This window comes from Pseudoalteromonas tunicata, from assembly GCF_002310815.1.
Lineage (GTDB): Bacteria > Pseudomonadota > Gammaproteobacteria > Enterobacterales > Alteromonadaceae > Pseudoalteromonas > Pseudoalteromonas tunicata.
Genome location: NZ_CP011032.1, coordinates 1,324,444 through 1,348,675 on the forward strand (window position 1 = coordinate 1,324,444; position 24,232 = coordinate 1,348,675).

The 24,232-nt window shown below is 39.7% G+C and carries 24 protein-coding genes; 10 read left to right on the forward strand and 14 right to left on the reverse strand.

Features of this window, described 5'->3' with window-relative positions; genetic code table 11:
- The first annotated feature begins 152 nt into the window (after positions 1-152).
- The 9 genes from nlpI (at position 153) to PTUN_RS06115 (ending at position 9,566) form a co-directional block, all read left to right on the forward strand.
- A complete protein-coding gene (nlpI, locus tag PTUN_RS06075; RefSeq protein WP_009838830.1) occupies positions 153-1,025 on the forward strand; it encodes a lipoprotein NlpI in 873 nt (290 codons plus the stop codon).
- Between the two features lie 3 nt (positions 1,026-1,028).
- Positions 1,029-2,606, forward strand: a complete 1,578-nt coding sequence (locus PTUN_RS06080) for a tetratricopeptide repeat protein (RefSeq protein ID WP_009838831.1) — start codon at positions 1,029-1,031, stop codon at positions 2,604-2,606.
- A gap of 245 nt (positions 2,607-2,851) precedes the next feature.
- A complete protein-coding gene (locus PTUN_RS06085) occupies positions 2,852-5,644 on the forward strand; it encodes a monovalent cation/H+ antiporter subunit A (protein ID WP_040643979.1) in 2,793 nt (930 codons plus the stop codon).
- On the forward strand, positions 5,644-6,006 hold the full coding sequence (locus tag PTUN_RS06090) for a Na+/H+ antiporter subunit C (protein WP_009838833.1): 363 nt from the start codon (positions 5,644-5,646) through the stop codon (positions 6,004-6,006). Before PTUN_RS06085 ends, PTUN_RS06090 begins: the two co-directional genes overlap by 1 nt.
- Complete coding sequence (locus PTUN_RS06095) at positions 6,006-7,520, forward strand: monovalent cation/H+ antiporter subunit D (RefSeq protein ID WP_009838834.1); 1,515 nt, start codon at positions 6,006-6,008, stop codon at positions 7,518-7,520. The genes PTUN_RS06090 and PTUN_RS06095 overlap by 1 nt, the downstream gene beginning before the upstream one ends.
- A complete protein-coding gene (locus PTUN_RS06100) occupies positions 7,520-8,056 on the forward strand; it encodes a Na+/H+ antiporter subunit E (protein WP_009838835.1) in 537 nt (178 codons plus the stop codon). The genes PTUN_RS06095 and PTUN_RS06100 overlap by 1 nt, the downstream gene beginning before the upstream one ends.
- Complete coding sequence (locus PTUN_RS06105; RefSeq protein WP_009838836.1) at positions 8,050-8,319, forward strand: K+/H+ antiporter subunit F; 270 nt, start codon at positions 8,050-8,052, stop codon at positions 8,317-8,319. Before PTUN_RS06100 ends, PTUN_RS06105 begins: the two co-directional genes overlap by 7 nt.
- Positions 8,320-8,338: 19 nt before the next feature.
- Positions 8,339-8,674: a Na+/H+ antiporter subunit G gene (locus PTUN_RS06110; RefSeq protein WP_009838837.1), complete on the forward strand. Its 336-nt coding sequence runs from the start codon at positions 8,339-8,341 to the stop codon at positions 8,672-8,674.
- Between the two features lie 100 nt (positions 8,675-8,774).
- On the forward strand, positions 8,775-9,566 hold the full coding sequence (locus PTUN_RS06115; protein WP_009838838.1) for a hypothetical protein: 792 nt from the start codon (positions 8,775-8,777) through the stop codon (positions 9,564-9,566).
- 57 nt (positions 9,567-9,623) lie between these two features.
- Here the strand turns inward: PTUN_RS06115 and lipA are convergent, their stop codons facing one another.
- From lipA to PTUN_RS06185, 14 genes are all read right to left on the reverse strand, one after another.
- A complete protein-coding gene (gene lipA, locus PTUN_RS06120; protein WP_009838839.1) occupies positions 9,624-10,589 on the reverse strand; it encodes a lipoyl synthase in 966 nt (321 codons plus the stop codon).
- Positions 10,586-11,239, reverse strand: coding sequence for a lipoyl(octanoyl) transferase LipB (lipB, locus tag PTUN_RS06125; protein ID WP_009838840.1), 654 nt, complete (start codon positions 11,237-11,239; stop codon positions 10,586-10,588). The genes lipA and lipB overlap by 4 nt, the downstream gene beginning before the upstream one ends.
- Before the next feature lie 36 nt (positions 11,240-11,275).
- Positions 11,276-11,554, reverse strand: a complete 279-nt coding sequence (gene ybeD / locus PTUN_RS06130; RefSeq protein ID WP_009838841.1) for a DUF493 family protein YbeD — start codon at positions 11,552-11,554, stop codon at positions 11,276-11,278.
- Between the two features lie 242 nt (positions 11,555-11,796).
- Positions 11,797-12,960 carry a serine hydrolase gene (locus PTUN_RS06135; RefSeq protein WP_009838842.1) on the reverse strand — a complete coding sequence of 388 codons (1,164 nt, stop codon included), beginning with the start codon at positions 12,958-12,960 and terminating at the stop codon, positions 11,797-11,799.
- 58 nt (positions 12,961-13,018) lie between these two features.
- A complete protein-coding gene (locus PTUN_RS06140; RefSeq protein ID WP_009838843.1) occupies positions 13,019-13,780 on the reverse strand; it encodes a septal ring lytic transglycosylase RlpA family protein in 762 nt (253 codons plus the stop codon).
- Positions 13,780-14,886, reverse strand: coding sequence for a rod shape-determining protein RodA (gene rodA / locus PTUN_RS06145; RefSeq protein ID WP_009838844.1), 1,107 nt, complete (start codon positions 14,884-14,886; stop codon positions 13,780-13,782). The genes PTUN_RS06140 and rodA overlap by 1 nt, the downstream gene beginning before the upstream one ends.
- Entirely contained in the window at positions 14,883-16,757 is a 1,875-nt protein-coding gene (gene mrdA / locus PTUN_RS06150) for a penicillin-binding protein 2 (RefSeq protein ID WP_009838845.1), read from the reverse strand. The genes rodA and mrdA overlap by 4 nt, the downstream gene beginning before the upstream one ends.
- Positions 16,758-16,766: 9 nt before the next feature.
- Entirely contained in the window at positions 16,767-17,237 is a 471-nt protein-coding gene (rlmH, locus tag PTUN_RS06155; protein ID WP_009838846.1) for a 23S rRNA (pseudouridine(1915)-N(3))-methyltransferase RlmH, read from the reverse strand.
- Positions 17,238-17,243: 6 nt separating this feature from the next.
- The gene (rsfS, locus tag PTUN_RS06160) at positions 17,244-17,561 is read right to left on the reverse strand and encodes a ribosome silencing factor (protein WP_009838847.1); all 318 of its coding nucleotides are present in this window, start codon (positions 17,559-17,561) and stop codon (positions 17,244-17,246) included.
- A 79-nt stretch (positions 17,562-17,640) separates the two neighbouring features.
- Positions 17,641-18,267 carry a nicotinate-nucleotide adenylyltransferase gene (nadD, locus tag PTUN_RS06165; protein WP_009838848.1) on the reverse strand — a complete coding sequence of 209 codons (627 nt, stop codon included), beginning with the start codon at positions 18,265-18,267 and terminating at the stop codon, positions 17,641-17,643.
- Positions 18,264-19,304: a DNA polymerase III subunit delta gene (gene holA, locus PTUN_RS06170; RefSeq protein ID WP_009838849.1), complete on the reverse strand. Its 1,041-nt coding sequence runs from the start codon at positions 19,302-19,304 to the stop codon at positions 18,264-18,266. The genes nadD and holA overlap by 4 nt, the downstream gene beginning before the upstream one ends.
- Positions 19,304-19,798: an LPS-assembly lipoprotein LptE gene (locus tag PTUN_RS06175; RefSeq protein WP_009838850.1), complete on the reverse strand. Its 495-nt coding sequence runs from the start codon at positions 19,796-19,798 to the stop codon at positions 19,304-19,306. The genes holA and PTUN_RS06175 overlap by 1 nt, the downstream gene beginning before the upstream one ends.
- A 1-nt stretch (position 19,799) precedes the next feature.
- Positions 19,800-22,388, reverse strand: coding sequence for a leucine--tRNA ligase (gene leuS, locus PTUN_RS06180; RefSeq protein ID WP_009838851.1), 2,589 nt, complete (start codon positions 22,386-22,388; stop codon positions 19,800-19,802).
- A 450-nt stretch (positions 22,389-22,838) separates the two neighbouring features.
- Positions 22,839-23,483 (reverse strand): LiaF domain-containing protein, encoded by a 645-nt coding sequence (locus tag PTUN_RS06185; protein WP_009838852.1) that lies wholly within the window; start codon positions 23,481-23,483, stop codon positions 22,839-22,841.
- A gap of 239 nt (positions 23,484-23,722) precedes the next feature.
- On the opposite strand from PTUN_RS06185, the gene PTUN_RS06190 reads away from it, so the two are divergent.
- Positions 23,723-24,199, forward strand: a complete 477-nt coding sequence (locus PTUN_RS06190) for a zinc ribbon-containing protein (RefSeq protein ID WP_009838854.1) — start codon at positions 23,723-23,725, stop codon at positions 24,197-24,199.
- Positions 24,200-24,232 lie beyond the last annotated feature (33 nt).

Here is a 24,232-nt window from a genome sequence, read left to right on the forward strand (position 1 = left end):
AAGGCCCCTTTTTTTATGCTCTAATGGAGAACTAATCAAAAGGAATGTTTTCTAATTGTGGGTTAAAATTAATTAACACCTTAGAATGATTACTGAAATTACAAATATTGTTTGGAATTTAGAATAATACCTTGTTGAAGTTAAGGAAGTCGATGCGCTTAAAACAAATTGCGGTGATGTCATTATTAAGTGGCATGTTGATGGGATGTAGCCTGACCCCCAAAAATGCTGATAGGCCGATTATAGATGTTGCATTTTCAACTCCATTAGCAACTGATTTTAGAAGTGAAATCGCCATCGCTCGTTACTCTGAATTGTTGTATCGCACTAATTTAACTGATGAGCAAAAAGCGCAGCTGTTTTATGACCGTGGTGTATTGTTTGATAGTTTGGGCTTGTCTACTTTAGCGCGGATCGATTTTAACCGTACCTTAACGTTAAAACCGGATTTACCCGAAGTATATAATTTCTTGGGGATCCACCATACTTTGCTACAACAGTATGATAAAGCATATGAAATGTTTGATGCGGTGATTGAACTTAAACCTGAGCATGAATATGTATTTTTAAATCGTGGAATCGCTCTTTATTATGGTGAGCGACCACAGTTAGCCTTACAAGATTTTAATGCTTTTTTAGAAATGGCTCCAAGTGATCCTTATCGAGTAATTTGGCGTTATCTTGCTGAAAAAGAAGTTGATAACAAGCTTGCGGTTGAAAATCTTAAACAAGCCGCGACATTGCTTGATAACAGTAAATGGGCATATCAATTGGTCGCATTATTTAGCGGTCAATTAACCGAAGCTAAGTTTTTAGCCGGTCTTGAAGAAAATGTTGAAACTGAGCAACACTATGCTGAAAGATTATGTGAAGCCTACTTCTATTTGGCTAAATTACATTTAGCCGCTGGCAATAAGCGCAGCGCTGAAGACTATTTTAAACTCTCTCTTTCTACCAATGTGCATGAGTTTGTTGAATATAAATATGCACGTCTGGAGCTAGAGCTGCTGTATGCGCAAAGCTAAATAATGCTGTTTTTCAAAAAGCATAAATTTAAACCAGAATTCCGATTCTGGTTTTTATTTTTGTTTAGCCTTAACTTCTTAAGTTTTTCATCAAATCATTCCATAGCCCTGAGCCAACATCATTTGTTAGCGGGTAAAATGGGCGTTGCTGCTCACTTAATAAGTCACAATGCGATACCAATTGAAATATATCAAAATGTCGATGCGCTTAAACACTTAGCAGGACTTAAGGATAAGAAAGCTGTAATTTTTTTGGCTGAGCATTATGAACGCACAAACCAATTGGACTTGGCCGAGTTTTACTTTATTCAATTGCAGCACCAAGAAAGTACTGCATCAGAGCAAGCAAAGCTAACCCTGAGTCAATTTTATCAGCGCCATCAAATGTGGCAAAAATTGGCTGAGTTCAGTCAACTCAATGGTTTAACTTTAGATTTTTACCTTAGTCAGTTGTATTTAGGCTCATCTTTACCCCAAGTACAGCCTGATGTTTTTACTGATTTAAAACGTAAGTTTAAGCTTGATTTTACACTGCAAATTGATGAGTTGTCTTTTAGTCAACAAACCCATTGCGGTATTAAAGTAGTGCCTATAGCAACAGATTTTAAGAGTTTAAATCAGTTGAAACAGCATGTTAGCACATTTAAATCGGATGAGGATTTACACGAGTTACCAGTGTGTTTTTCTAATATTCTGTATCTTTCAAAACAGGTTTTATCTTGCACAGCGAATGAAGCAATAAAGTGTGACCTTAGCTATTTGGCGCAACAGCAAAATTGGCCAGAAGGGATCCGTCACTTAGTAATTATGACTTCAGACGGATCTGCAAATGTTAATCAAGGTATTATGTATCTTTCAGCTAAACATGATTTTAATGTGTTTAAACATGAATGGCTGCATTTGTTTGGATTTGAAGATGAATATCCGTTACCAATCAAAAAACAACAGCAACGTTGTCGCCTATCAACATCAACACTAAGCCAACTGGTAATGCAAGAACGAACGGCTAGCGTAGCAAAGAACTTATTTCCGATCCCAACATGTAATGCTCAAACTGTGCAAGCCTATAAATTAGTAGAGAGGCCGACACTAATGCAGTATTTAGATTCACCAATGCCTAAACGTTATAAAACAATTTTAAACGCTAATATTGCACACCATTTGGGTGAATTAAAAACCTTTAGTAATGCAATGTATAACCTTGATGAGGCAAGCTATTGGTTAGCTTATGGGGTAAAGCTGGGTGATTATCATAGCAAATTATTTCAAGCGCTTAAGTTTGAAACGCAAAGGGATTTTGCTCGCGCTTTAAGTGAGTTGTCAGCGTTAGTTAACTGGTCAATGGCCTATTCATCTTTAGCTCGGATTTATTATCAGTTACAGGACTTTGAGCAAGCGCGCCATTTTTATGGTTTAGCGGCAGAGCAAGGCGATAGTTATGGCCAATACTTTTATGCAAAAATGTTGGCTAATGGAGAAGGGGGACCAAAAGATCAAAAATCTGCGATACGCTATTTAAATCATGCGGCAGCACAAGCAAATCCGTTGGCTATTCAGTTAATCAATTTAGCGCCATTTTAATCGCTTATTCTTGAGTTTTATCTCGTATTTGTCGAAATTCATCTATATCACTATGAGCTTTAATATTAAAAATGTTATGATTTCAAAGTGATAAAATAGTCTTTACCCCTGATTAAGTTGTGCCTTTTCATCGTATTGTAGGCATTTTTTATAGACTCTTTATCCATCTAATTGAAGAGTGTTTGTATCAATTGTTGCTATAACTTATATGTTCAACATTGAAATAGAGGAAAATAAATAACGTGATAGCTCTATTATGGATCCCCTTACTCTCACTAATTGGAAGTGTAATAGCCTCCTTAAGTGGGCGATTTGGCCGAACTAGATGTGCTTGGTTAACTGCATTGGCCCCATTTATAGCATTAGTCATCGCATTAACCTTATCCCCTCAGGTTTTTTCTGGAGAATCATTAATTTATCAACTGAGTTGGATCCCAGCTCTTGGGATTAATTTATCGTTTCGTCTTGATGGCTTAGCACTTCTTTTTGTCTTTATGATTTTAGGTATTGGCTTATTGGTTATTTTGTATGCCCGTTATTACCTAAGTCCTAATGATTCAATGGCCAAATTTTACGCGTTTTTAATGCTGTTTATGACAGCCATGCTCGGTATTGTTTTATCAAATAATATTATCCAGCTTTGGGTCTTTTGGGAGCTGACCAGTATTAGCTCATTTTTACTTATCAGTTTTTGGTGGCACAAATCAGAGGCACGTAAAGGTGCCCGAATGGCCCTTACGATTACCGGGGCGGGCGGTTTAGCATTATTAGCTGGCTTGTTACTACTTGGTGATATTGTCGGTAGTTATGATTTAAGTATTATTCTACAAAGTGGTGAGATTATTAAGCAGCATGCCTTATATTCCGTTACTTTGGTGCTTATTTTACTTGGTGCGTTTACTAAATCGGCGCAATTTCCATTTCATTTTTGGTTGCCACATGCCATGGCAGCACCAACACCGGTTAGTGCTTATTTACATTCTGCGACTATGGTGAAAGCGGGGATTTTCTTATTAGCCCGGTTTTATCCTGCTCTAGCTGGCACCGATTTATGGTTTTTATTAGTCGGCTTAACCGGGCTTGCAACCTTATTATTTGGCGCTTATATGGCGCTATTTAAACATGACTTAAAAGGGCTTTTGGCATATTCAACAATCAGTCATTTGGGTCTTATTACCTTGTTATTAGGCTTAGATACTCAATTGGCAGCTGTCGCCGCAATTTTTCATATTATTAATCATGCAACTTTCAAGGCATCGTTATTTATGGCGGTAGGCATTATCGACCATGAAACAGGCACTCGAGATATGCGAAAACTTAATGGCATGCTCAAATTCCTGCCTTATACCGCAACACTCGCTATGGTCGCTGCGGCTTCAATGGCAGGTGTACCACTACTCAATGGCTTTTTATCAAAAGAAATGTTTTTTGCTGAAACGCTACACCAGCAAGTGCTTGGCTCAATGTCTTGGTTGATCCCCGTGCTTGCTACATTAGCTGGGGTATTTTCGGTCGCTTATTCAATACGATTTATTCATGATGTTTTCTTTAATGGCGAGCCGGTTGGCTTAACTAAAACACCACACGAACCTCCGCGATACATGCGAGTGCCAGTTGAGATTTTAGTTGCGCTGTGTATTGTGGTCGGGATAGTTCCTAATTTTGTGGTTAATGATATTTTAACAGCTGCATCTATTTCATTACTTGGACCAAATTTACCAGATTACAGCTTGGCGATTTGGCATGGTTTAAATTTACCTTTATTAATGAGTTGTTTAGCTGTACTTGGTGGTCTGTTTGTTTACAGCCAACGTAAATATTTGTATCAGTTTCAAACTTCATTACCGACACTTGACGCTAAAGAGTGGTTTGAAACTTGGATTGAATATATCTTGAAATGGAGTCAAAAAATAACAGGTTGGATTGAGACCGGATCGTTACAACGTTATATTTTGTTGATTTTGATAAGTGTGATTATTTTAGCCGGTTTACCATTGTTTGAAATGGTACAACTAGCTGGTACTAAGCCACTGACAGCTGTGACACCCAATGCTGCGGTTGGTGCAGGATTATTAATTGCAGGTGCTTTTGCAACGCTTATTTGGCATCGCAATCGAATGGTGGCATTGCTCACTATTTCAGTTGTTGGCTTGATGGTCTCTGTAGCGTTTACTCGTTATTCAGCTCCTGATTTGGCGTTAACTCAGCTTACAGTTGAAGTGGTAACGGTGATTTTATTGATGTTGGCGTTGTTCTTTTTACCGCACCGCACACCAAAAGAATCAAGTTCGGTGCGAATTTTACGTGATTTGGCGATTGCTTCGAGTTTAGGGGTGATTATTGGCAGTATTTGTTATGCCATTTTAACGCGTCCATTACAGTCTATTTCAGATTATTTCCTCGCTAATGCTAAAACAGGTGGTGGTGGTACCAATGTAGTTAACGTAATTTTGGTTGATTTTAGGGGCTTTGATACGCTGGGTGAAATTACTGTACTGGGTATTGCCGCTCTGGGTATTTATAAAATGTTGCTTAATTTGCCCCTGTTTATGCCTTCAAGTGATGGTGATGGCCGTCCTTGGGCGCGCGAACGTCACCCAATTTTGCTCGCAAGTATTTCGCAAAGTTTATTACCTTTGGCTTTATTAGTTACTGTGTATATTTTCTTACGTGGGCATAATTTACCTGGTGGCGGTTTTATTGCCGGCTTAATTACTGCAATTGCATTTATTCTCCAGTATATGGCCCATGGCTCACAATGGATTTATGAGCGATTTGATGTCAATTATCGCAAGGTGATTGCTTTTGGTATTGCAACAGCCTTTATGACAGGGGTCGGAAGTTGGTTCTTTGGACGCCCATTCTTAACCACATGGTTTGAATATTTTGATATTCCATTGGTTGGCAAAATTGAATTAGCTAGTGCGTTAGTGTTTGATTTAGGTGTGTATTTAACCGTGGTAGGGTCAACTTTGATGATTTTAGCAAGTTTAGGCAAACTAACGATTAATCAACAACCACAACAGGAGGCCAAATAATGGAAGCTTTATATGCAACTTGTGTTGGGGTGTTAGTGACGTGTGGGGTATTTTTATTGCTTCGAGCTCGCACATTTCCAGTTGTATTGGGTTTGACCATGTTGTCTTACGCAGTAAACCTGTTCTTATTTGCATCCGGGCGGTTGAGTTTAAATAAAGCCGCTGTACTTGGCTTTTCTGATCAGTATGCCGACCCTTTACCCCAAGCCTTAGTATTAACCGCAATAGTAATTGGATTTGCGATGACTGCATTTGTGGTAATTCTAGCGATTCGAGGTCGTGCAGATTTAGGCAGTGATCATGTTGATGGAAAAGAGTCAGCATTAAACAGCTTAACTAACACCTATAAGGAAGGTAAATAATGCATTTAGTGACCTTAACGGTATTAATTCCAATGTTGGCTGCGGTTGTATTACTGTTGCCTCCAAGTGGTAAAAGTGTACAGGCTCGCAGGATCACCTCAGTTATTTTTGCATGCGTGACACTGATTGTCAGCATTGCTTTATTAGTTAAAACTTTAGATGGGCAAACGATTGTTTATGCAATTGGAGATTGGAAAGCGCCGTTTGGAATTGTATTAATTGGCGATAGACTTTCTGCTTTATTAGTTACCTTAACCTCATTTTTGGCTTTGTGTTGTGTTACTTATTCACTTACCGGTGATGATGAAAAGGGCAGCTTTTTTCACCCATTGATGCATTTTTTAACGTTGGGGGTCAATGGTGCATTTTTAACTGGTGACTTATTTAATCTTTTTGTATTTTTTGAAGTGTTGTTAATCGCCTCTTATTCATTGTTGATGCATGGTGTTGATAAACAAAAAACTCGTGCAGCGTTACATTACGTTATTTTAAACCTTGTGGGCTCAAGTGTATTTTTAATCGCATTGGGTATTTTATACGGCGTATTAGGTACGCTGAATATTGCTGATATGGCTTTAAAAGTATCACAACTGAGTGGTGATGATGTCGCATTAGCAAAAATTGGTGGCTTGTTGCTATTAATTGTATTTGCTTTAAAAGCGGCTATTTTACCGTTACATATGTGGTTGCCTAGTACTTATTCAACGGCGATGCCGGTTGTTGGTGCTATGTTTGCCATTATGACCAAGGTCGGTGTGTATGCCATGTTCAGGGTTTACACTGTGATATTTGGCGCCTATGCCGGATCGCTTGATAATATGGCGGCGCAATGGTTATGGCCACTGGCAATTATTACTATTTTTGTAGGTGCACTGGGCGTATTAGCGAGTCAAGATTTCCGTCGTTTAGTTGCAAATTTAGTGGTGGTATCAGTCGGTACTTTAGTTGCTGCGGTTGCAATGCACTCTGTTATGGCAACCGCTGCTGCACTTTATTACATTATTCATTCAACCGTATTAGTTGCCGCGCTGTTTTTATTGGCAGAATTAATCGGGCTGCAACGGGGAAAAACCGCAGATCGCTTAGTGCCAGCAAGAGCAGTAACTCAACCGTTATTACTGGGTAGTTGTTTTATTATTGCATCTCTTGGTGTGATTGGTATGCCGCCATTGTCAGGTTTTATTGGTAAAATTTGGTTTTTAGAAGCTGCATTAGAAGTGAATTTACATCTGTCATTTTGGCCAGTTTATCTATTAGCAAGTCTGATGATTATGATTGCGCTGAGTCGTGCAGGTAGCCAATTGTTTTGGAAGCAAAGTAATAGTGAGCCAAGTGGTGAGCGGGCTAAACCAGTTCAAATTGCTATGGTGATTGTATTGCTAAGTTGTACTCCACTGATGGTTGTTTTTGCCGGCCCAATTAGTGAATTTACTCTTGCTACTGCAACCCAATTACATGATGTTCAAGGCCATGTTAATGCCGTCATTGGCGTATCATTGGAGGGTCAGCAATAATGAGATTACATGCCAAAATGCGTTGGTTACCAACGCCATTTCGTAGTTTATTGTTATTTTTTGTCTGGTTATTACTCAACAACAGCGTTTCAGTAGGGCATCTTATTTTGGCTGCATTTTTAGCTGTGGTGATCCCATTACTGACTTTTCGTTTTCGAGATCCTCAACCGTTGATTTTACGACCAGGTTTAGCGATTAAACACTTTTTATTGGTGCTTTACGATATTGTGACTGCTAATGTCCAAGTGGCTTTTTTAATTCTTGGGCCAACAAAGCGTTTGCGTCCAGCATTTGTTAAAATACCACTGGACCTTTCTCATGAAATGCCGATTACGATTTTAGCCAGTACGGTCTCTCTTACACCAGGTACTGTCAGTGCCGAAGTCTATCCTGCACCTGAAACAATTAGCCAAAGCGATGAGCCTGTTCAGCGTTATTTATTGATTCATGTCTTGGACTTAGAAGATGAGGCACAGTTAATCAAAACCATTAAACAGCGCTATGAAGCACCTCTGAAGGAGATTTTTCAATGTTAGATACAGTCATATTAATTGTATTAACTATGGTTGGGATTTCGCTGTTATTAAATTTATGGCGTTTAATTGTTGGGCCAACTGTACCTGATCGTATTTTGGCGCTTGATACCATGTATATTAATACCATTGCGTTGATCATTTTGTATGGCATTCGAGTCGATACTAACCTCTATTTTGAGGCCGCGTTATTGATTGCCATGCTCGGTTTTGTCAGTACTGTAGCAGTGTGTAAGTTCTTGTTACGCGGCGATATTATTGAATAATAATTTTTAGGATGATGATATGTTAGTTTATGAGTGGCTTGTATCCATTTTATTATTAATTGGTGGTGCTTTTATTTTGATAGGTTCAATTGGTTTGAATAAAATGCCTGATTTTTTTATGCGCCTGCATGGTCCGACAAAAGCTACAACCTTAGGCATGGCTGGAGTATTAATTGCAGCAATGGTCTATTTCAGTATGACTAAAGATGGGATTAGTGTTAAAGAAATTTTGATTTCGATTTTTTTACTGATCACCGCACCTATCAGTGGCTATATGCTGATTAAAGCTGCAATTCATCATAAGTTGCCAGCTAAAGATGGTACAAAAGGGATGGATAATATTGAGGAAGATTAATCTTTGTTATTGTAAGTACCTATTTATATTACAATTTTAAACATAGTAATCTTAGTATATTTTTTATCGTTTGTTACAATTGCATGAAAAAGGAGTTTTCATGTATAAATTCACATTATATCTATTTGCACTCGCTACGAGTGGAATGTCTTTTGCTTCAAGCCATAATCAGTTATCTATCGGTTTTTCTGATTTAGTTGATTTTGATCAAGGCTTCTTTGGCGTAGGCTATCAATACTACTTTGATGATTTGGATAAGGTAGATGGGCCTCATCTATTAAAGTCACACCTTAACCAGATTAATACAGCTGAAGTGTCTGGCTTTTCCACCGACAAATGGCATTACATTAATCTATCCTCCACCCTATATTTTGAAGATGAGTACATACTTGAATTAGGCGGCTCGCGTTTTACTGATAAGGTTGGAAGGGCTCAACAAAAAGACGAACAATACCAAGTCAAATTCGGTAAGTTTTTTGGTGAAAAAGTTCAGGTTGGGTTGAGTTTTCATTATCTGAGGGACAAAGATGAGTACCTTTTGTGGAGTGAAGATGGCCAACAGTTTAAAAAGACTATTGAAACTGAATTTATGTTTGCCCCTTTTATTCGTTACACTGCTATTGAAAATAATCAAGGATGGGATTTTAGTTTACAACCGATAGCTGGTAAGAAGCGTTATTATCAAGGACGAGCAAGTTATTATATGAATCAGCGATGGAGTTTTTCTGCGTTGACTCTGATCCGAAGCAATGATGTTAGTAAGGGTTCCATTGAGTTGCAAACTGAATATTGGTTTGCAGATAGGCTTTCATTCAAGTTTGGTTTAGGAAGTAATATTGGGGATTTTAGTCAGCTAAATAGTGCCAGTTTACTGTTAACACTGAGGTTTTAAACTGCGGGATCCATCAAAAAGGCTGAGTTTTCACTAAGCCTTTTTGATGCTTAGAACTTATTTTACTTCTTTACCCGCAGCTTGCTGATCGGCATGGTAGCTTGAGCGGACAAATGGGCCACAGGCAGCATGAACAAAACCAATCTCATCGGCATAGGCTTTTAGCGCATCAAACTCAACAGGCGGTACATAGCGCTTTACCGGCAAGTGGTGCTTCGATGGCTGTAAATATTGGCCCACGGTCAGCATATCGACATTGTGTTCACGTAGGTCACGTAATACTTGTTCAATCTCGCTGATTTCTTCACCAAGACCAACCATTAAACCTGATTTAGTTTTAACGTTTGGATGTGCTTCTTTAAAACGACGAAGTAATTCTAACGACCATTTATAATCAGCCCCCGGACGTGCAAGTTTATATAAACGCGGCGCAGTTTCTAGGTTGTGGTTAAACACATCTGGCGGCGTTTGAATAAGAATTTCAAGTGCACGGTCCATACGACCTCGGAAATCTGGTACTAGAACTTCAATCGTAATATCAGGGTTGTACTTGCGGATCTCACGAATACAATCGGCAAAATGTTGTGCACCACCATCACGTAAATCATCACGGTCCACTGAAGTAATAACCACATAGCTTAACTTCATGTCACGGATAGTGAGGGCTAGTTTTTCAGGCTCAGCTGCATCGGGAGCAAGAGGACGACCATGAGCAACATCACAAAAAGGACAACGGCGTGTACAAATTGCACCTAAAATCATGAAGGTTGCTGTACCGTGATTAAAGCACTCCGATAAATTTGGACAAGACGCTTCTTCACAAACAGAATGCAACCCATGTTTACGAAGCGCACTTTTGATGCCATCAATACGCTCGGTAGATTTTGGCAAGCGTATTTTTAGCCATTCAGGTTTACGCAACATTTCTGTTTTCTCAGTCGGTAATACTTTAACTGGGATCAATGCCATTTTTTCTGCATCACGCAGTTTTACACCTGGTTGGATCTTTACTGGTTTATTCATTCGTTATCAAACCCTAGTATTTGTTTGAGGTCGGTGACGTTTATTTTTTCGACAAGATGTTTTACTAAGCCTTGTTGGGCTGCTTCAAGAGTTTTTGGTCCTGCAAGATCAGCAGATTGGATCATTGCCATACCTGCATATCCGCATGGATTAATACGTAAAAAGGGGGCCAAGTCCATATTGACGTTTAATGCTAAGCCATGAAATGAGCATCCGCGTCTAACACGCAAACCTAATGAGGCTATTTTTTTATTATCAACATAAACGCCAGGAGCATCGGGCTTAGCATAGGCTTGCACCCCACAATCGGCTAGCGTATTGATCACGGTTTCTTCTAACCAAGTGACTAATTCTCTTACGCCTATTTTTAAGCGACGTAAGTTGAACAAAACATACATAACTTGTTGGCCTGGGCCGTGATAGGTCACTTGGCCACCGCGGTCAACTTTGACCACTGGAATATCACCCGGCATTAGTACATGCTCATCTTTACCAGCTTGGCCTTGGGTAAAGACAGGCTCGTGTTCTACTAGCCAAATTTCATCTGGGCTGGAGTCATCTCTATGATCGGTATAATCTTGCATTGCTTGCCAAATGGGCTCATAGGCGCGACACCCTAGCTGGCGAATGATGAGTGTATTTGTGCTCATAGTAGGATCCTTAACGAGTGAACCCAAAATTAGTGATTAAAGGACGTGGCGTACGTCTTCTAATTTACCTAATTCGTTATAAATTTGTTCAATGTGCTCTTTGCTGGTCACATTTGCAACTAAATGAACAGATTCATAGTTACCTTTAGTACTAGGTTTGACTGTCGGCGTGTAATCGCCAGGCGCCACACGTTGCATAACCACAATAACTTGTTCCGTAAGTTGCTTATTTGCCAGTCCCATTACTCGAAAACTAAAACGGCAAGGAAATTCCAGATATTCATCAAATTTGGTGTTTTGAACAAGTTTTACCACGGTTGTTAAGCCTCAAAATTGGTCGTTATTAATCGATTTATAATTAATGTTTAGCTCGGTAAAAAAATTTAAATCCCACCGTAGAGCTAAATATAAAAATTACAAATTTTAAAGGCGGGCATTTTATCATTATTTATTCAAAAACGCTTATTAATAATCTTTATCTATAAACTAGTACTACAAATATTTACGCCCTGACAATGCAGGGCGTAAATATATGTTTCAGTGCGAAATTAGCTAGTTTAGTTAGTTAATTGTAAACGTAGATAATCATAAATTTGGCTAAAGAAACTACCTTCTTCAACTTCTTCTAAGGTAACTAATGGGTATTGAGCTATGTCTTCATCTTCAAGCTGTAAAAATAAAGTGCCCACAACAGTCCCTTTAGCAATCGGTGCTTCAAGTGTTTTATCAAGTTTGAAGTTTGCTTTTAGATTTTTGCTTTGGCCACGTTGGATTGTGATTGGTGTATCTTGTAAAATACCCAACGCGACTTCTTCTTTATTGCCCATCCAAACACGTTGTTTTGCAAAGGTATCACCTGCTTTATATGGCGTAATTGTTTCATAAAAACGAAAGCCATAGTTGAGTAACTTTTTACTCTCGGCTCTACGCGCTCGGTCGCTTTCAGTGCCCATTACAACCGCCACTAAACGCATGTCACCTTTAGTTGCCGAGGTCACTAAGCTGTATCCTGCCTCTGAAGTGTGGCCTGTTTTAATGCCATCAACATCTAAGCTTTCATCCCATAATAATGAGTTACGGTTATATTGTTTAATTCCATTAAAGGTAAATGATTTTTCAGAATAAATAGCATATTCATCAGGTACATCACGAATTAATGCGCCGCCAAGCGTTGCCATATCACGTGGGGTTGTAAAATGTTCATCAGTATCAAGGCCATGGCTATTAATAAAGTGAGTATTGGTCATTCCCAGCTTTTCTGCATGGGCATTCATTAAGTCGGCAAAAGCACTTTCACTGCCCGCAATGTGTTCGGCCATTGCTACACATGCATCATTACCAGATTGGATGATGATGCCGCGATTAAGTTCTTCAACGGAGATTTTCTTACCAACTTCGATAAACATTTTTGACGAATCAGGGAAGTTTTTACTCCATGCTTTTTCGCTTACTGTGACTAAATCGTTAGGTGAGATGTTTTTATTTTTAATTTCTAAACCGATAACGTAACTTGTCATCATTTTAGTTAAGCTTGCAGGTGCTAAGCGTTCGTCAGGCGCACCTTCTGCAATCACTTTGCCAGTGGTAAAATCGACTAAAAAGTACCCTTTAGCATTGACTTGTGGAGGTGCAGGCATAATTTGGGCCGATGCACTAAAGATCCCTACGGTACAAACAAGTCCGCAAACGTTTTTGAGCAATGTGGTGTTTAATCGTTTCATTATGATAATTTAATTAGTTAATTGTATGAATTTTATGAAGCTAACCTAAGGTATTATCCTAAAGCAAAACTTCACTGTAAAGTAAGAAGGCTTGTTCAAAACCATCTTGCTGTATAATTGATAAGGTCTTTGTTGCTTGTTCGGCATCTTTCATAGGACCTATTTTTAAGCGATAAATTCCATCTCGGTGGTTAATAATTGTTGCCACCTGATAGTTTTGTTTTAGTTGTTCGCTCAATAATTGAATTTTGTCGGATTTGCTAGCTGCGACTACCTGAATATAAATATAGGGCTGATGCTGCTCGGCAACGGTAACAGCCTCTACCTTAACACGAGCTGTACCAGAGCGGTAATAATCCAGTTTATGTGCAGCTGCATAAGATAAGTCAATTAAGCGGTTATCATGAAATGGACCGCGATCATTTACTTTAACGATAGCGGTTTTTCCATTATCTAAATTAGTGACTCTTACAAAACTCGGTAATGGTAATGTTTTGTGCGCAGCTGTCATGGAGAACATGTCATATATTTCACCGTTAGAAGTTTTATGACCATGAAATTTACGCCCATACCATGACGCAATCCCAGTTTCTTGATAGCCGGTTTCATCAAGCATAGGGACATAACGTTTACCACCGATTGAATAAGGACGACTGGCCGAGACGCTTTTTTTTGTCGCCACGACTTTTGCATCTTGTTGCTCTAATTGAGTGGGGTTTCTTAATGGGGCTGCATCATGGCGCATATCGTAACGATTGTTTGCACAACCGTTAAGTAATACAGTCATTAAAATGAGCACAATAAGCGAGTAAACGTTCATTAATTAATAATTACTTTTTTATGAGTGGCTATCGACATTATGATACCAAAACCTGCCATTAATGTGACCATTGAAGTACCGCCATAACTAATTAAGGGTAATGGAACGCCAACAACAGGTAATAAACCTGAGACCATGCCAATGTTAACAAATACATAAACAAAAAAGGTGAGGGTGAGACTGCCGGCAAGTAACTTACCAAATGCATCTTGGGCATTAACTGAGATATATAACCCGCGTGCGATAATAAATAAATAGGCAGCCAATAGTAGCGTGACACCAATTAAGCCAAACTCTTCACTCAGAACTGAAAAAATAAAGTCGGTGTGGGGCTCTGGTAAAAATTCGAGCTGTGATTGGGTACCATGTAGCCAGCCTTTGCCTTCGATGCCGCCTGAGCCAATCGCAATTTTAGACTGAATAATATGATAACCGGAACCAAGAGGGTCACTTTCAGGATTTAAAAAGGTTAGTACACGTTGTTTTTGATAGCCGTGCATGCCATAAGTCCAAAAAAGAGGGGCTGCAAGACCGACAGCTGCACCCAGAAGTAAAATTAATCGCCAACTGACACCGGCTAAAAATAAAACAAAAATACCAGAGCTTGCGATTAAAATTGCAGTACCTAAATCTGGTTGCTCTTTAATCAAGATAGTTGGCGCCATTACTAGAATAAAACCAATAATAAGATGAATGAGTCTAGGTGGTAAATGGTATTTACCAATATACCAGGCTACCATCATTGGCACAGCAAGCTTCATTATTTCTGAAGGTTGAAAGCGGGTGACTCCAAGGTCAAGCCAACGCTGTGCGCCTTTACTTGAAACACCTACAACTAATACTGCAACCAGCATGGCTAAGCCAATCCCATAAAATAACCAGACCCAACGTTGGTAAGTTAGCGGTGAAATTTGAGCCAGCAGTATCATCACAACAAATGCCAGAGCAATACGAGTTGCTTGTTTAGTTAACATCGCCATATCTTGGCCACCGGCGCTATAAACAATAAAACTACTGGCGACCAGCAAAATAAAGAGCGCTAAGAACAGTGGTAAATCTATGTGGATTTTATCCCAAAATGTTTTTTTGGTATGTAATGAGGTCATGGCTTTTTCGCTCGAGATTGCTGGGCAGAAAAATAATAATCCATTATTTGACGGGCTATGGGGGCGCCAATAGAGCTACCGCCACCAGTATTTTCTACGGTGACCGTTACAATTATTTTGGGATCATTAAACGGAGCAAAACCGATATACATCGCATTATCTCGCTGTTTTTCTTTGATGCTATCAGCATCATAACGTTCACCTTGGGCGATGCTGATTACTTGTGCAGTACCTGTTTTGCCTGCTGGATCATAATCGGCACCTAAAAATGCTTTGTGGGCAGTACCTGTGGTTTTAAACACCGTATTATGCATTGCATCTAGTGCAACTTGCCAATGGGCTGGATCTTCGAGCACCACCGGAGGTTTTTCATCGTTATTAACTAAAGTGATTTCTTCACCTTGTTTAGTGAGCGAAACTAAGTGAGGAGGATGGTGAATACCTTTATTTGCAAGTATATTGACAGAGTTGGCAATTTGAATGGGCGTTGCCGTCCAGTAACCCTGACCAATTGCCACTGAGATAGTGTCACCTGGCCACCATGATTCTTTAAATTTGCTTTCTTTCCATTCTACCGAGGGCAGCACGGCGTTACTCTCTTCATGAATATCTATCCCTGATAGCTCACCAAAGCCAAATTGGGCCATAAAATTGCTGATTTTGGTAATGCCTAATTTGTAGCCAATACCATAAAAAAAGGTATCACATGATTCTTCAATAGCTTGATAAACATCAACGGCTTTGCCATGGCCCCAGCGTTTCCAGTCTCGCCATCTATGATCTACATTTGGCAGCTCAAAAAAGCCAGGGTCGTAAATGGTGGTTTTATCGGTAATGAGTTTTTCTTCTAACCCTAAAATAGCTAAATGTGGTTTAACCGTTGAGGCGGGTGCATACACCCCTTGGGTTGCACGATTAATGAGTGGGCGATTTGGGTTTAGCAGTGCGCGATAATCAGGGCCACTAATGCCATGGACAAACAAATTGGGGTCATAACTTGGGTTTGAATAAAGTGCTAAAATACCGCCATCTTTGGCGTCTAATACCACAATTGCACCACGGTGATCTTTTAATACATGCTGCGCAATTTGCTGCAAGCCAACATCTAAAGTTAATACGAGGTCTTGGCCTGGCACAGGAGCGGTTGAGCTTAGGGTACGAATGATGCGGCCTCGGTTATTAATTTCAACCTCTTGTGATCCGACTGTGCCATGGAGTACTGACTCATAATATTTTTCTAATCCCAGTTTACCAAAGTCACGGGTCGCGCGGTAATTGGTTTCTTGGCCGTCTTGGGTTAGTTGATTAAGTTCTTTTTTATTGAGTTTTGCTACATACCCCAAAGCATGGGTCAGGGTATCGCCAAATGGATAATGACGCGCTAGGCGGGCTTCGATACTAAACCCTGGAAAATTATGCTGATGCACTGAAAAAATGGCAACTTCTTCTTCAGTTAGTCGTGCTTTGAGTACTTGGCTTTTAAAACGACGCTGCTGTTTTATTTCAGCGAGAAATTTTTCTTGTTCTGATTCACTGATGGGCAGTACTTTACTCAACTTCGCTAATGCAGCAGGAATATCTTCCACTTCTTCTGGAATGACTTCTAAATTAAATACCGGTTTATTTTCGGCTAAAATCGTACCGTAACGATCGTAAATTAACCCTCGATTGGGGGCGATAGGCACGAGTTTAATGCGGTTATCATTAGAGCGAGTTTGATAACTGGTATGAGAGATGATTTGCAGGCGGTAAATGTTGGCAAATAAAACGGCGATCAGGATTAAAACAAAAAAGAACGCCACAAACGCCCTGCGAGCAAATAAATTAGCTTCAGCTGAGTGGTCGCGGATGGCCTGACGCCCTTTAAACATTAAAAGACCCTATTCGCGATGATACGGGTGGTTGTTATTTAAGCTCCAAGCTCGGTAAAGGCTTTCGGCAACCACAATTCTAACTAATGGATGAGGCAAGGTTAAGTTGGATAAAGACCATTTTTGCTCAGAAACGGCGATGCACTCAGTTGCAAGGCCTTCTGGTCCGCCAATTAACAAGCTGATATCACGGCCATCAAGCTGCCATTTTTGCATTTGGCTGGCTAACTGATGGGTATCCCAAGGTTGTCCAGTTACTTCAAGAGTAACAATACGATTTCCTTTGGGAATAGCCGCTAAGGTTTTTTCACCTTCAATTTGTAAAATGCGTTTGATATCGGCATTTTTGCCGCGTTTACCTGCAGTAATTTCAACTAATTCCAGCGACATATCTTTTGGAAAGCGACGCTGATATTCTAAATAGCCAGTCTCAACCCAACTCGGCATTTTAGTGCCAACTGCAATTAGTTGAATTTTCATGCGTTATTAACCCCAAAGTTTCTCTAGTTGATAGAAATCTCGAGATTGATCTTGCATTACATGAACAACGATATCACCTAAATCAACTAAAACCCATTCGCCGCAAGTTTGGCCTTCACACCCAAGAGGTACTAGACCAATCGCTTTGGCTTCTTTATTGAGGTTTTCGGCGATTGATTGAACATGACGCTTTGAATTACCTGAACAAACGATTAAATAATCAGTAATGGTGGATTTACCTCTGACATCTAAAGTAACGATGTCACGACCTTTCATGTCGTCGATTTTATCTAAAGCAAATTCTAATAGTTCAGTTGTTTCCAAAATGCATTCTCACAATGTAATAAAAGCTAATTAGAAATTTTACCACGGCTACAACTAATTATTAAGCGACAAACGAAAATTAACAGTATAACTGATGCGTTTTAATGTAGTTTGCGACCGTTTTTGGCAGTAAAGCAGGGAAATTAGCTGCATTTTTTAGTGATAGCCGCAGCTCGGAGGAGGAAATATCAATTTGAGGGCAGCTTAGGAAGTAACATAATCCCGCTTTTTGTTGAACTAGGTCATTTACCTCTTGGCACCGTGCTTGTTTTAAGTAGTCAGTTACTTCCGCTGCTGGAGCACAAATTTGCCCAGGCCTTTGACAGACAATCAAATGACACAGTGCGGTCACTTCTTGCCATCGATGCCATAAATGCAGCTGATTTAATGAGTCCATACCGATTAAAAAAGCAATAGGCCTGTTAGGTTCTGTTTGTCTGATTTCTTGTAAGCTTAATAATGAATAAGAGGGGCCTACACGATTAAGTTCACGCTCATCTAGGGAAAACTTGGGGTAGGGCGCAATTGCAAGTTGCACCATATTTGCCCTGTCGCGGGCACTGATCCCCGGGCTTTTTTTGTGAGCAGGTTGCGCACATGGCATAAAGGCTAGGCTCGTTAAATTGAGCTGCTCGCAGCATTGTCGCGCAATATTAAGATGCCCTTGATGGATAGGATCAAACGTCCCGCCAAAGATCCCAATCATGATGCACTACGAAATATCGGCAGCTCAAGGTTGAGCGTAAAACAAAATTGCAATGCAATGTGGGCTAAGCTTTGAAATGGGGCGACTAAAGTGCCTTGTTTTAAATGGCGATCCCACTGCGCTAACTGTGAAATGATCACTTCAAGATGACTTAATGATAATCTTGATAGCGCTTGCTCTGTGATGGTTTGCTTATTTTTCCAAACATTAAATTGTTTAAAAATGGTGGAGTAAGGCTCGCCTTGTTGCCTTTTTTGCTGCATGGCCAATAACTGCTGAGCCTCACGAGCAATTGCCCACGCAAGAGAATTAAGTTCAGAATTATCTTTTTGTAATCGCGCTAAAATGGCAACGATTTTATCGCTTTTGCCAATCAGCAGCGCATCAGTTAAATCAAAAATATCAAACTTAGCTTGGTTCAAAAGCACAGGTGCAAGTTCGTGCTTACCGATGAGTTTTGCACCATAAATAAGTGATAGCTTTTCTAACTCTTGGTAAGTTGCTAGCAAATTTCCTTGGGTCGATTCAAGTAAAAAGAGCTTGGCGTCATGGGCTAAATTAAGCTGAAGAGTCTGACAGTGCTGGTTTAGCCAAGTCAGGAGGTGATTGCCGCTAATTTCATAACAAGGTACAAATAAACCAATCGCTTCGAGTGCTTTAAACCATGCCGTTTTCTGCACATCAGTGCCATTTTTAGCACCTTTGAGGATTAAAATACAATCGGGATTTGATGTTTCTGCCAGCCATTTTAATGTTTTTGAGCCACTAGTACCGGCTTTTTGCTCACCTAAATCAAGTTCAATGATTTTGCGATCACTAAATAACGATAAGCTATTAAAATGCTGTTCTAGCTCTTGCCAATCAAATTGATTATCAACACTTAGCCGGATAAGTTCATCAAAGCCTTGTTTCTTAGCCGCCGTTTTTATTTGTTCACAACATTGTTGCACTTGAAAAGGTTCTTCACCCAAAACCAGATAAACAGGGGCTAATTGTTGGCTTAATTTGCTCGGTAGTTGATTACTATAACAACGCATTAGAGCTGGGCTAGCTCCCGGATAATACGACGACTAGCTTGTAAGCGCATTTCAGACAAAATAAGTTCAAGCTCTTTTGCTTTTGCCAGCGCACTATCTGGATCGTCTTGATAATTACGATATAACTCAAAATATTGAGTAATAGGATCTTGTCCTGGTCGAGTTACTTGGTAACTGACACTGTAAGTTAATTCGTATTCTGCGACTTGGCCGTTATTAAAGAGTGATAAAGTTCGGCGGTCGAGTTTATCTTTTAATAACAGTAATTGCGCACGATCTGCACGTACTTCACCTGAATAAACGACTTCGGCATGTTGCAGTTGTTTTTTCAATTGGCGGTATAAATCGGACTGAGGATCGGCAGCGTTTAAGGTCAGAGATTGAAGGTCAGGTGGCAAGTTTGACGCTTGTTTTAGCCTAAACCCACAAGCAGTTAACATTAAAACACATAGCGCAAGCGCTATGTGTTTTAAAAAAGAGGACGAAAACGCCATCTTAGTTTGCAACCACGTTAAGCAGTTTACCTGGTACATAAATGACTTTACGAATTGTCACATCATCTAAGTAACGGCTTACATTCGGTTCTGCATAGGCGATGGCTTCGACCGCCGCTTGTTCAGCATCTGCAGCAACAGTCACTTTGCCACGTACTTTGCCATTCACTTGCACAATGATTAGTTTCTCATCTTCAACCATTGCACTTGGATCAAATGTTGGCCAAGTTGCATTAATGACATCACCTTCTTTACCTAACTCATGCCATAGTTGATGACACACGTGTGGAATAATAGGTGAAAGCATAATAATTAATGCATTAAGTGCTTCATGTGCAATTGCTTTATCTTGCTCAGTTTCAAGAGAAGCACGCGTTAATTTGTTTAGCAATTCCATTACCGCAGCAATAGCAGTATTAAAGGTTTGACGGCGGTCAAGATCGTCACTGACTTTTGCTATGGCTTTATGTAACTCACGACGGAGCGCTTTTTGCTCATTGTTTAATGCCGACACATCTAATGAAGCAAAACCGGCTTGTTTAACGTCGTACGCATATTTCCAAACGCGTTTAACAAAACGATGTGCACCTTCAACACCTGAATCAGACCATTCAAGGGTTTGCTCTGGTGGCGCAGTAAACATCATGAATAAACGAACTGTATCGGCACCATATTGTTCAATTACTGACTGTGGATCGATACCGTTGTTTTTAGACTTAGACATTTTGCTCATACCAGCAGAAGACACTGGTTGGCCATCGGTTTTATGCCACGCTTTAATGATGCGGCCTTTTTCGTCTTTTTCTGTTTCAACGTCGGTCGGTGAAATCCAAATATCACCGCCTTTTTCGTCTTTACGGAAATAAGTATCGGCTAATACCATGCCTTGGCACAGTAAACGCTCAAAAGGTTCATCTGAATTGACCAATCCAAAGTCGCGCAACAATTTATGGAAAAAACGTGAATACAGTAAATGTAAAATAGCGTGTTCAATCCCACCAATATATTGATTCACAGGTAACCAATAATTAGCAGCACCTGGCTCAATCATGCCTTCGGCATAACGAGGACTACAGTAACGCGCGTAATACCATGATGATTCCATAAAGGTATCAAAGGTATCGGTTTCATGGAAAACAGTTTCGCCATTTAGTTGCGCTTTAGCCCATGTCGGATCCGCTTTGATTGGCGAAGTGACACCATTCATTACCACATCTTCAGGTAAACGTACTGGAAGCATTTCTGCAGGAGCGGCTAACTCGGTGCCATCTTCTTTATTTAACATTGGGATTGGTGAACCCCAGTAACGCTGACGGCTTACACCCCAATCACGTAAGCGGAAGTTCACTTTACGCTCGCCTTGATTATTTGCAGTTAAAATATCTGCAATCGCATTAAATGCACCATCAAAATCCAAGCCATCAAATTGGCCTGAATTCACTAAAATCCCTTTTTCAGTAAACGCTTCATTGGCAATATCAGCAACCTGTTCAGAACCTGCAACAGGAGCTATTACTTGCTTGATTTCAAGGCCATAACCCGTAGCAAATTCAAAGTCACGTTGGTCGTGTGCAGGTACTGCCATAACGGCACCTGAGCCGTAATGCATTAATACAAAGTTTGCGACCCAAATAGGCACTTGTTCGCCAGTCAGTGGGTGAATTGCAAAAAAGCCGGTAGCAATGCCTTTTTTGTCCATTGTTGCCATATCTGCTTCAGCAACTTTGTTGGTTTTACACTCATTAACGAATGCTTCAACCGCACCACTTAGTTTTGCCGCTTCTAATGCGATAGGATGACCTGCTGCAACCGCAACATATGTAACACCCATAATGGTGTCTGGACGTGTGGTATAAACGCGGAATGTTTCATCGTTATCAGCACGCTTAAATTCAACTTCAAGGCCTTCTGAACGACCAATCCAGTTGCGTTGCATGGTTTTTACTTGCTCAGGCCAGTGCTCAAGCTTATCTAAATCATCAAGTAACTCTTGAGCATAGTCAGTGATTTTAATGAACCACTGAGGAATTTCTTTTTGCTCAACAAGTGCACCTGAGCGCCAACCGCGACCATCAATAACTTGCTCGTTCGCAAGTACAGTTTGGTCAACCGGATCCCAGTTTACTGTCGACATTTTTTTGTAAACTAAGCCTTTTTCATACAACTTAGTGAAGAACCATTGTTCCCATTTGTAATATTCAGGGTGACACGTGGCAATTTCGCGATCCCAGTCATAACCAAAACCCAGTTGTTTTAACTGAGTACGCATGTAATCAATATTTTCGTACGTCCACTTAGCTGGCGCTGTGTGGTTTTTAATTGCTGCATTCTCAGCAGGTAAACCAAACGCATCCCAACCCATAGGTTGCATGACGTTTTTACCTTGTAAACGTTGAAAACGAGAAACAACATCACCAATGGTATAGTTACGTACGTGACCCATGTGTAATCGGCCACTTGGGTATGGGAACATTGAAAGACAGTAAAATTTCTCTTTGCTGTCGTCTTCACTGACTTTAAATACTTGGTTTTTTTCCCAATATGCTTGTACTTCTGACTCTATACCCTGCGGGCTATATTGATCTTGCATTTACAATTCCAAACTTCTTGCAAACTAATAAAAAATTGTCGATAGGATAACTTAATTTAAGGCGTCTCGCTAGCGAAGATTCAGCCGCTAGATGCTGGTTTTTATCGGTATGCTTGAGAATTTACTGATAAAAATCAGTTGCGTGTTTCGTTGCTATTCACTGAGGGTCTAATCATGGATATATGACGTTAAATGAGTCATTAATCAGTGCAGAATTAAGACATGTTGAGCGGTTCAATATTACTGTTTAGTTTTTAAATTGGTGATGTAGTGCTTGGTGTAAAGAATCAAAGACCTTTTAAAGATGAAGGTCATTTATTTCAAGTTTCGTTGTTTTCAAAATGATTAAACATAGCGAGTTTGGTAATTGGGTATTGCCTAAACTCGCTTTAAAACACATGAAGTTACAATATAGCCACCGATATGGGGTTATCCGAAATGGCAAATCAACTATGAGTTAAACATGGTTTTGAGTTCGTTAGCGAACGCGACAAATTTTTCTTTGATGGTACGCTTAATACTCACCTGAACCTCACCAAATAATACAAATCCTTCAATAATAATGGTTGGCGCTTGCCTGTCTGCAATTGAGGGGGCGTTGTTTTCAGATGAGCCAAAAATTGAAAATGTTTTACTCACAACATTAACATTCTCAGGTACGTAAATTTTATCGCTACCAAAGATACATTTTACTTTTAGAGTAATAGTTTGCGTACTGAATACCGCATCTGTGAAGTCAATTTTGGCGCTACCAAATACATTTAAGATATTTATTGTTTTTGGAACTTGCCACATCCCACTGCGTATTGTGCTAGCAAAAATAGTAACAATATTGTCTGATTCTTCACTTGAGGAGCTACTGTAGCGGGGATTAAATTTTTGCTCTTTTTGTTGGGTAAATTGCGAGTCTGTTTGGAGTTGTAAATCGGAAACTAAATCAGCTAATTCTTGATGTTGCTGACTTGCCATTGCTTTATCGAGTCTGCGCTCAAAGGCCTCATTTGAAATGACACCATGACTATAGTTGTAGATTAACTGATCTATGGTTTCTTGGCGTAAGGTTTCAATGGGTCGATCTTCAAGTTTAACAGTCATAAGACACATCCTATTTGTTGATTAAGTTATGAGCAATATCGAAAAGCAAAAAGCACACCAAAAATTTTACCTTACTTATCAGTTTGTTATGGAAGTAGTTATTTATTTTTTTGTGGATAAGGTAATTATTTAGTCAAAATTATCAATTTATCGCTTAGTTGACAACTTAAGCTTAATTAACAGGAAATTACACCAAAACTACCTATACTAAATACACAGGTTTAACGAAGGAAGTAATAATGAATGACTCAAAAAATTATCAAAAATGGCTTGATGAGTTGCATCTGTGGTTAAGCGATGTGAAAAAGCATGAAGTGAAACAATTGCTGGATTATTTGCAGCAAGGCGAGCACGAAATTCGCGCAATCACTGGTTATAGCGCTCAACAATTTAATACTTATAAAGAGTATTTTTTGCGTGATTTGGCGCATTGGCAAAGCCATCATCAACAATACAATCAGTTGGCTTGGCAGGAATTAAAAGAGTCGTTTTGGTATGAGCTAACACAGTTAGGCGACCGCTCTAAAGTGGAGTGGGCGGTTATACTTGATGATTTTGAACATAACGGAGTGTATCAGCAAGGTGATTGGGTCGCACTTGGTGAACTAAGATGTAAACAATGTCAACATTTAACGCATTATTATCACCCAAATCAACTTGATGCATGTGCAGAATGCGGGGGTATTTATTTCACCCGTCAAGCTTTAAGTCCATAAATCGAATTATTTTTTAATTTACTCAATTGTTAG

Bases quoted from the DNA above. Each gene is read 5' to 3' on its own strand.
- PTUN_RS06100 (WP_009838835.1), top strand. From the start codon at position 7,520: ATGAGATTACATGCCAAAATGCGTTGGTTACCAACGCCATTTCGTAGT.
- PTUN_RS06090 (WP_009838833.1), top strand. From the start codon at position 5,644: ATGGAAGCTTTATATGCAACTTGTGTTGGGGTGTTAGTGACGTGTGGG.
- lipA (WP_009838839.1), bottom strand. From the start codon at position 10,589: ATGAATAAACCAGTAAAGATCCAACCAGGTGTAAAACTGCGTGATGCA.
- PTUN_RS06080 (WP_009838831.1), top strand. From the start codon at position 1,029: ATGCTGTTTTTCAAAAAGCATAAATTTAAACCAGAATTCCGATTCTGG.
- nadD (WP_009838848.1), bottom strand. From the start codon at position 18,267: ATGATTGGGATCTTTGGCGGGACGTTTGATCCTATCCATCAAGGGCAT.
- leuS (WP_009838851.1), bottom strand. From the start codon at position 22,388: ATGCAAGATCAATATAGCCCGCAGGGTATAGAGTCAGAAGTACAAGCA.
- PTUN_RS06190 (WP_009838854.1), top strand. From the start codon at position 23,723: ATGAATGACTCAAAAAATTATCAAAAATGGCTTGATGAGTTGCATCTG.
- nlpI (WP_009838830.1), top strand. From the start codon at position 153: ATGCGCTTAAAACAAATTGCGGTGATGTCATTATTAAGTGGCATGTTG.
- PTUN_RS06115 (WP_009838838.1), top strand. From the start codon at position 8,775: ATGTATAAATTCACATTATATCTATTTGCACTCGCTACGAGTGGAATG.
- rodA (WP_009838844.1), bottom strand. From the start codon at position 14,886: ATGACCTCATTACATACCAAAAAAACATTTTGGGATAAAATCCACATA.
- PTUN_RS06095 (WP_009838834.1), top strand. From the start codon at position 6,006: ATGCATTTAGTGACCTTAACGGTATTAATTCCAATGTTGGCTGCGGTT.
- PTUN_RS06110 (WP_009838837.1), top strand. From the start codon at position 8,339: ATGTTAGTTTATGAGTGGCTTGTATCCATTTTATTATTAATTGGTGGT.
- rlmH (WP_009838846.1), bottom strand. From the start codon at position 17,237: ATGAAAATTCAACTAATTGCAGTTGGCACTAAAATGCCGAGTTGGGTT.
- PTUN_RS06140 (WP_009838843.1), bottom strand. From the start codon at position 13,780: ATGAACGTTTACTCGCTTATTGTGCTCATTTTAATGACTGTATTACTT.
- holA (WP_009838849.1), bottom strand. From the start codon at position 19,304: ATGCGTTGTTATAGTAATCAACTACCGAGCAAATTAAGCCAACAATTA.
- PTUN_RS06135 (WP_009838842.1), bottom strand. From the start codon at position 12,960: ATGAAACGATTAAACACCACATTGCTCAAAAACGTTTGCGGACTTGTT.
- PTUN_RS06105 (WP_009838836.1), top strand. From the start codon at position 8,050: ATGTTAGATACAGTCATATTAATTGTATTAACTATGGTTGGGATTTCG.
- lipB (WP_009838840.1), bottom strand. From the start codon at position 11,239: ATGAGCACAAATACACTCATCATTCGCCAGCTAGGGTGTCGCGCCTAT.
- PTUN_RS06175 (WP_009838850.1), bottom strand. From the start codon at position 19,798: ATGGCGTTTTCGTCCTCTTTTTTAAAACACATAGCGCTTGCGCTATGT.
- mrdA (WP_009838845.1), bottom strand. From the start codon at position 16,757: ATGTTTAAAGGGCGTCAGGCCATCCGCGACCACTCAGCTGAAGCTAAT.
- PTUN_RS06185 (WP_009838852.1), bottom strand. From the start codon at position 23,483: ATGACTGTTAAACTTGAAGATCGACCCATTGAAACCTTACGCCAAGAA.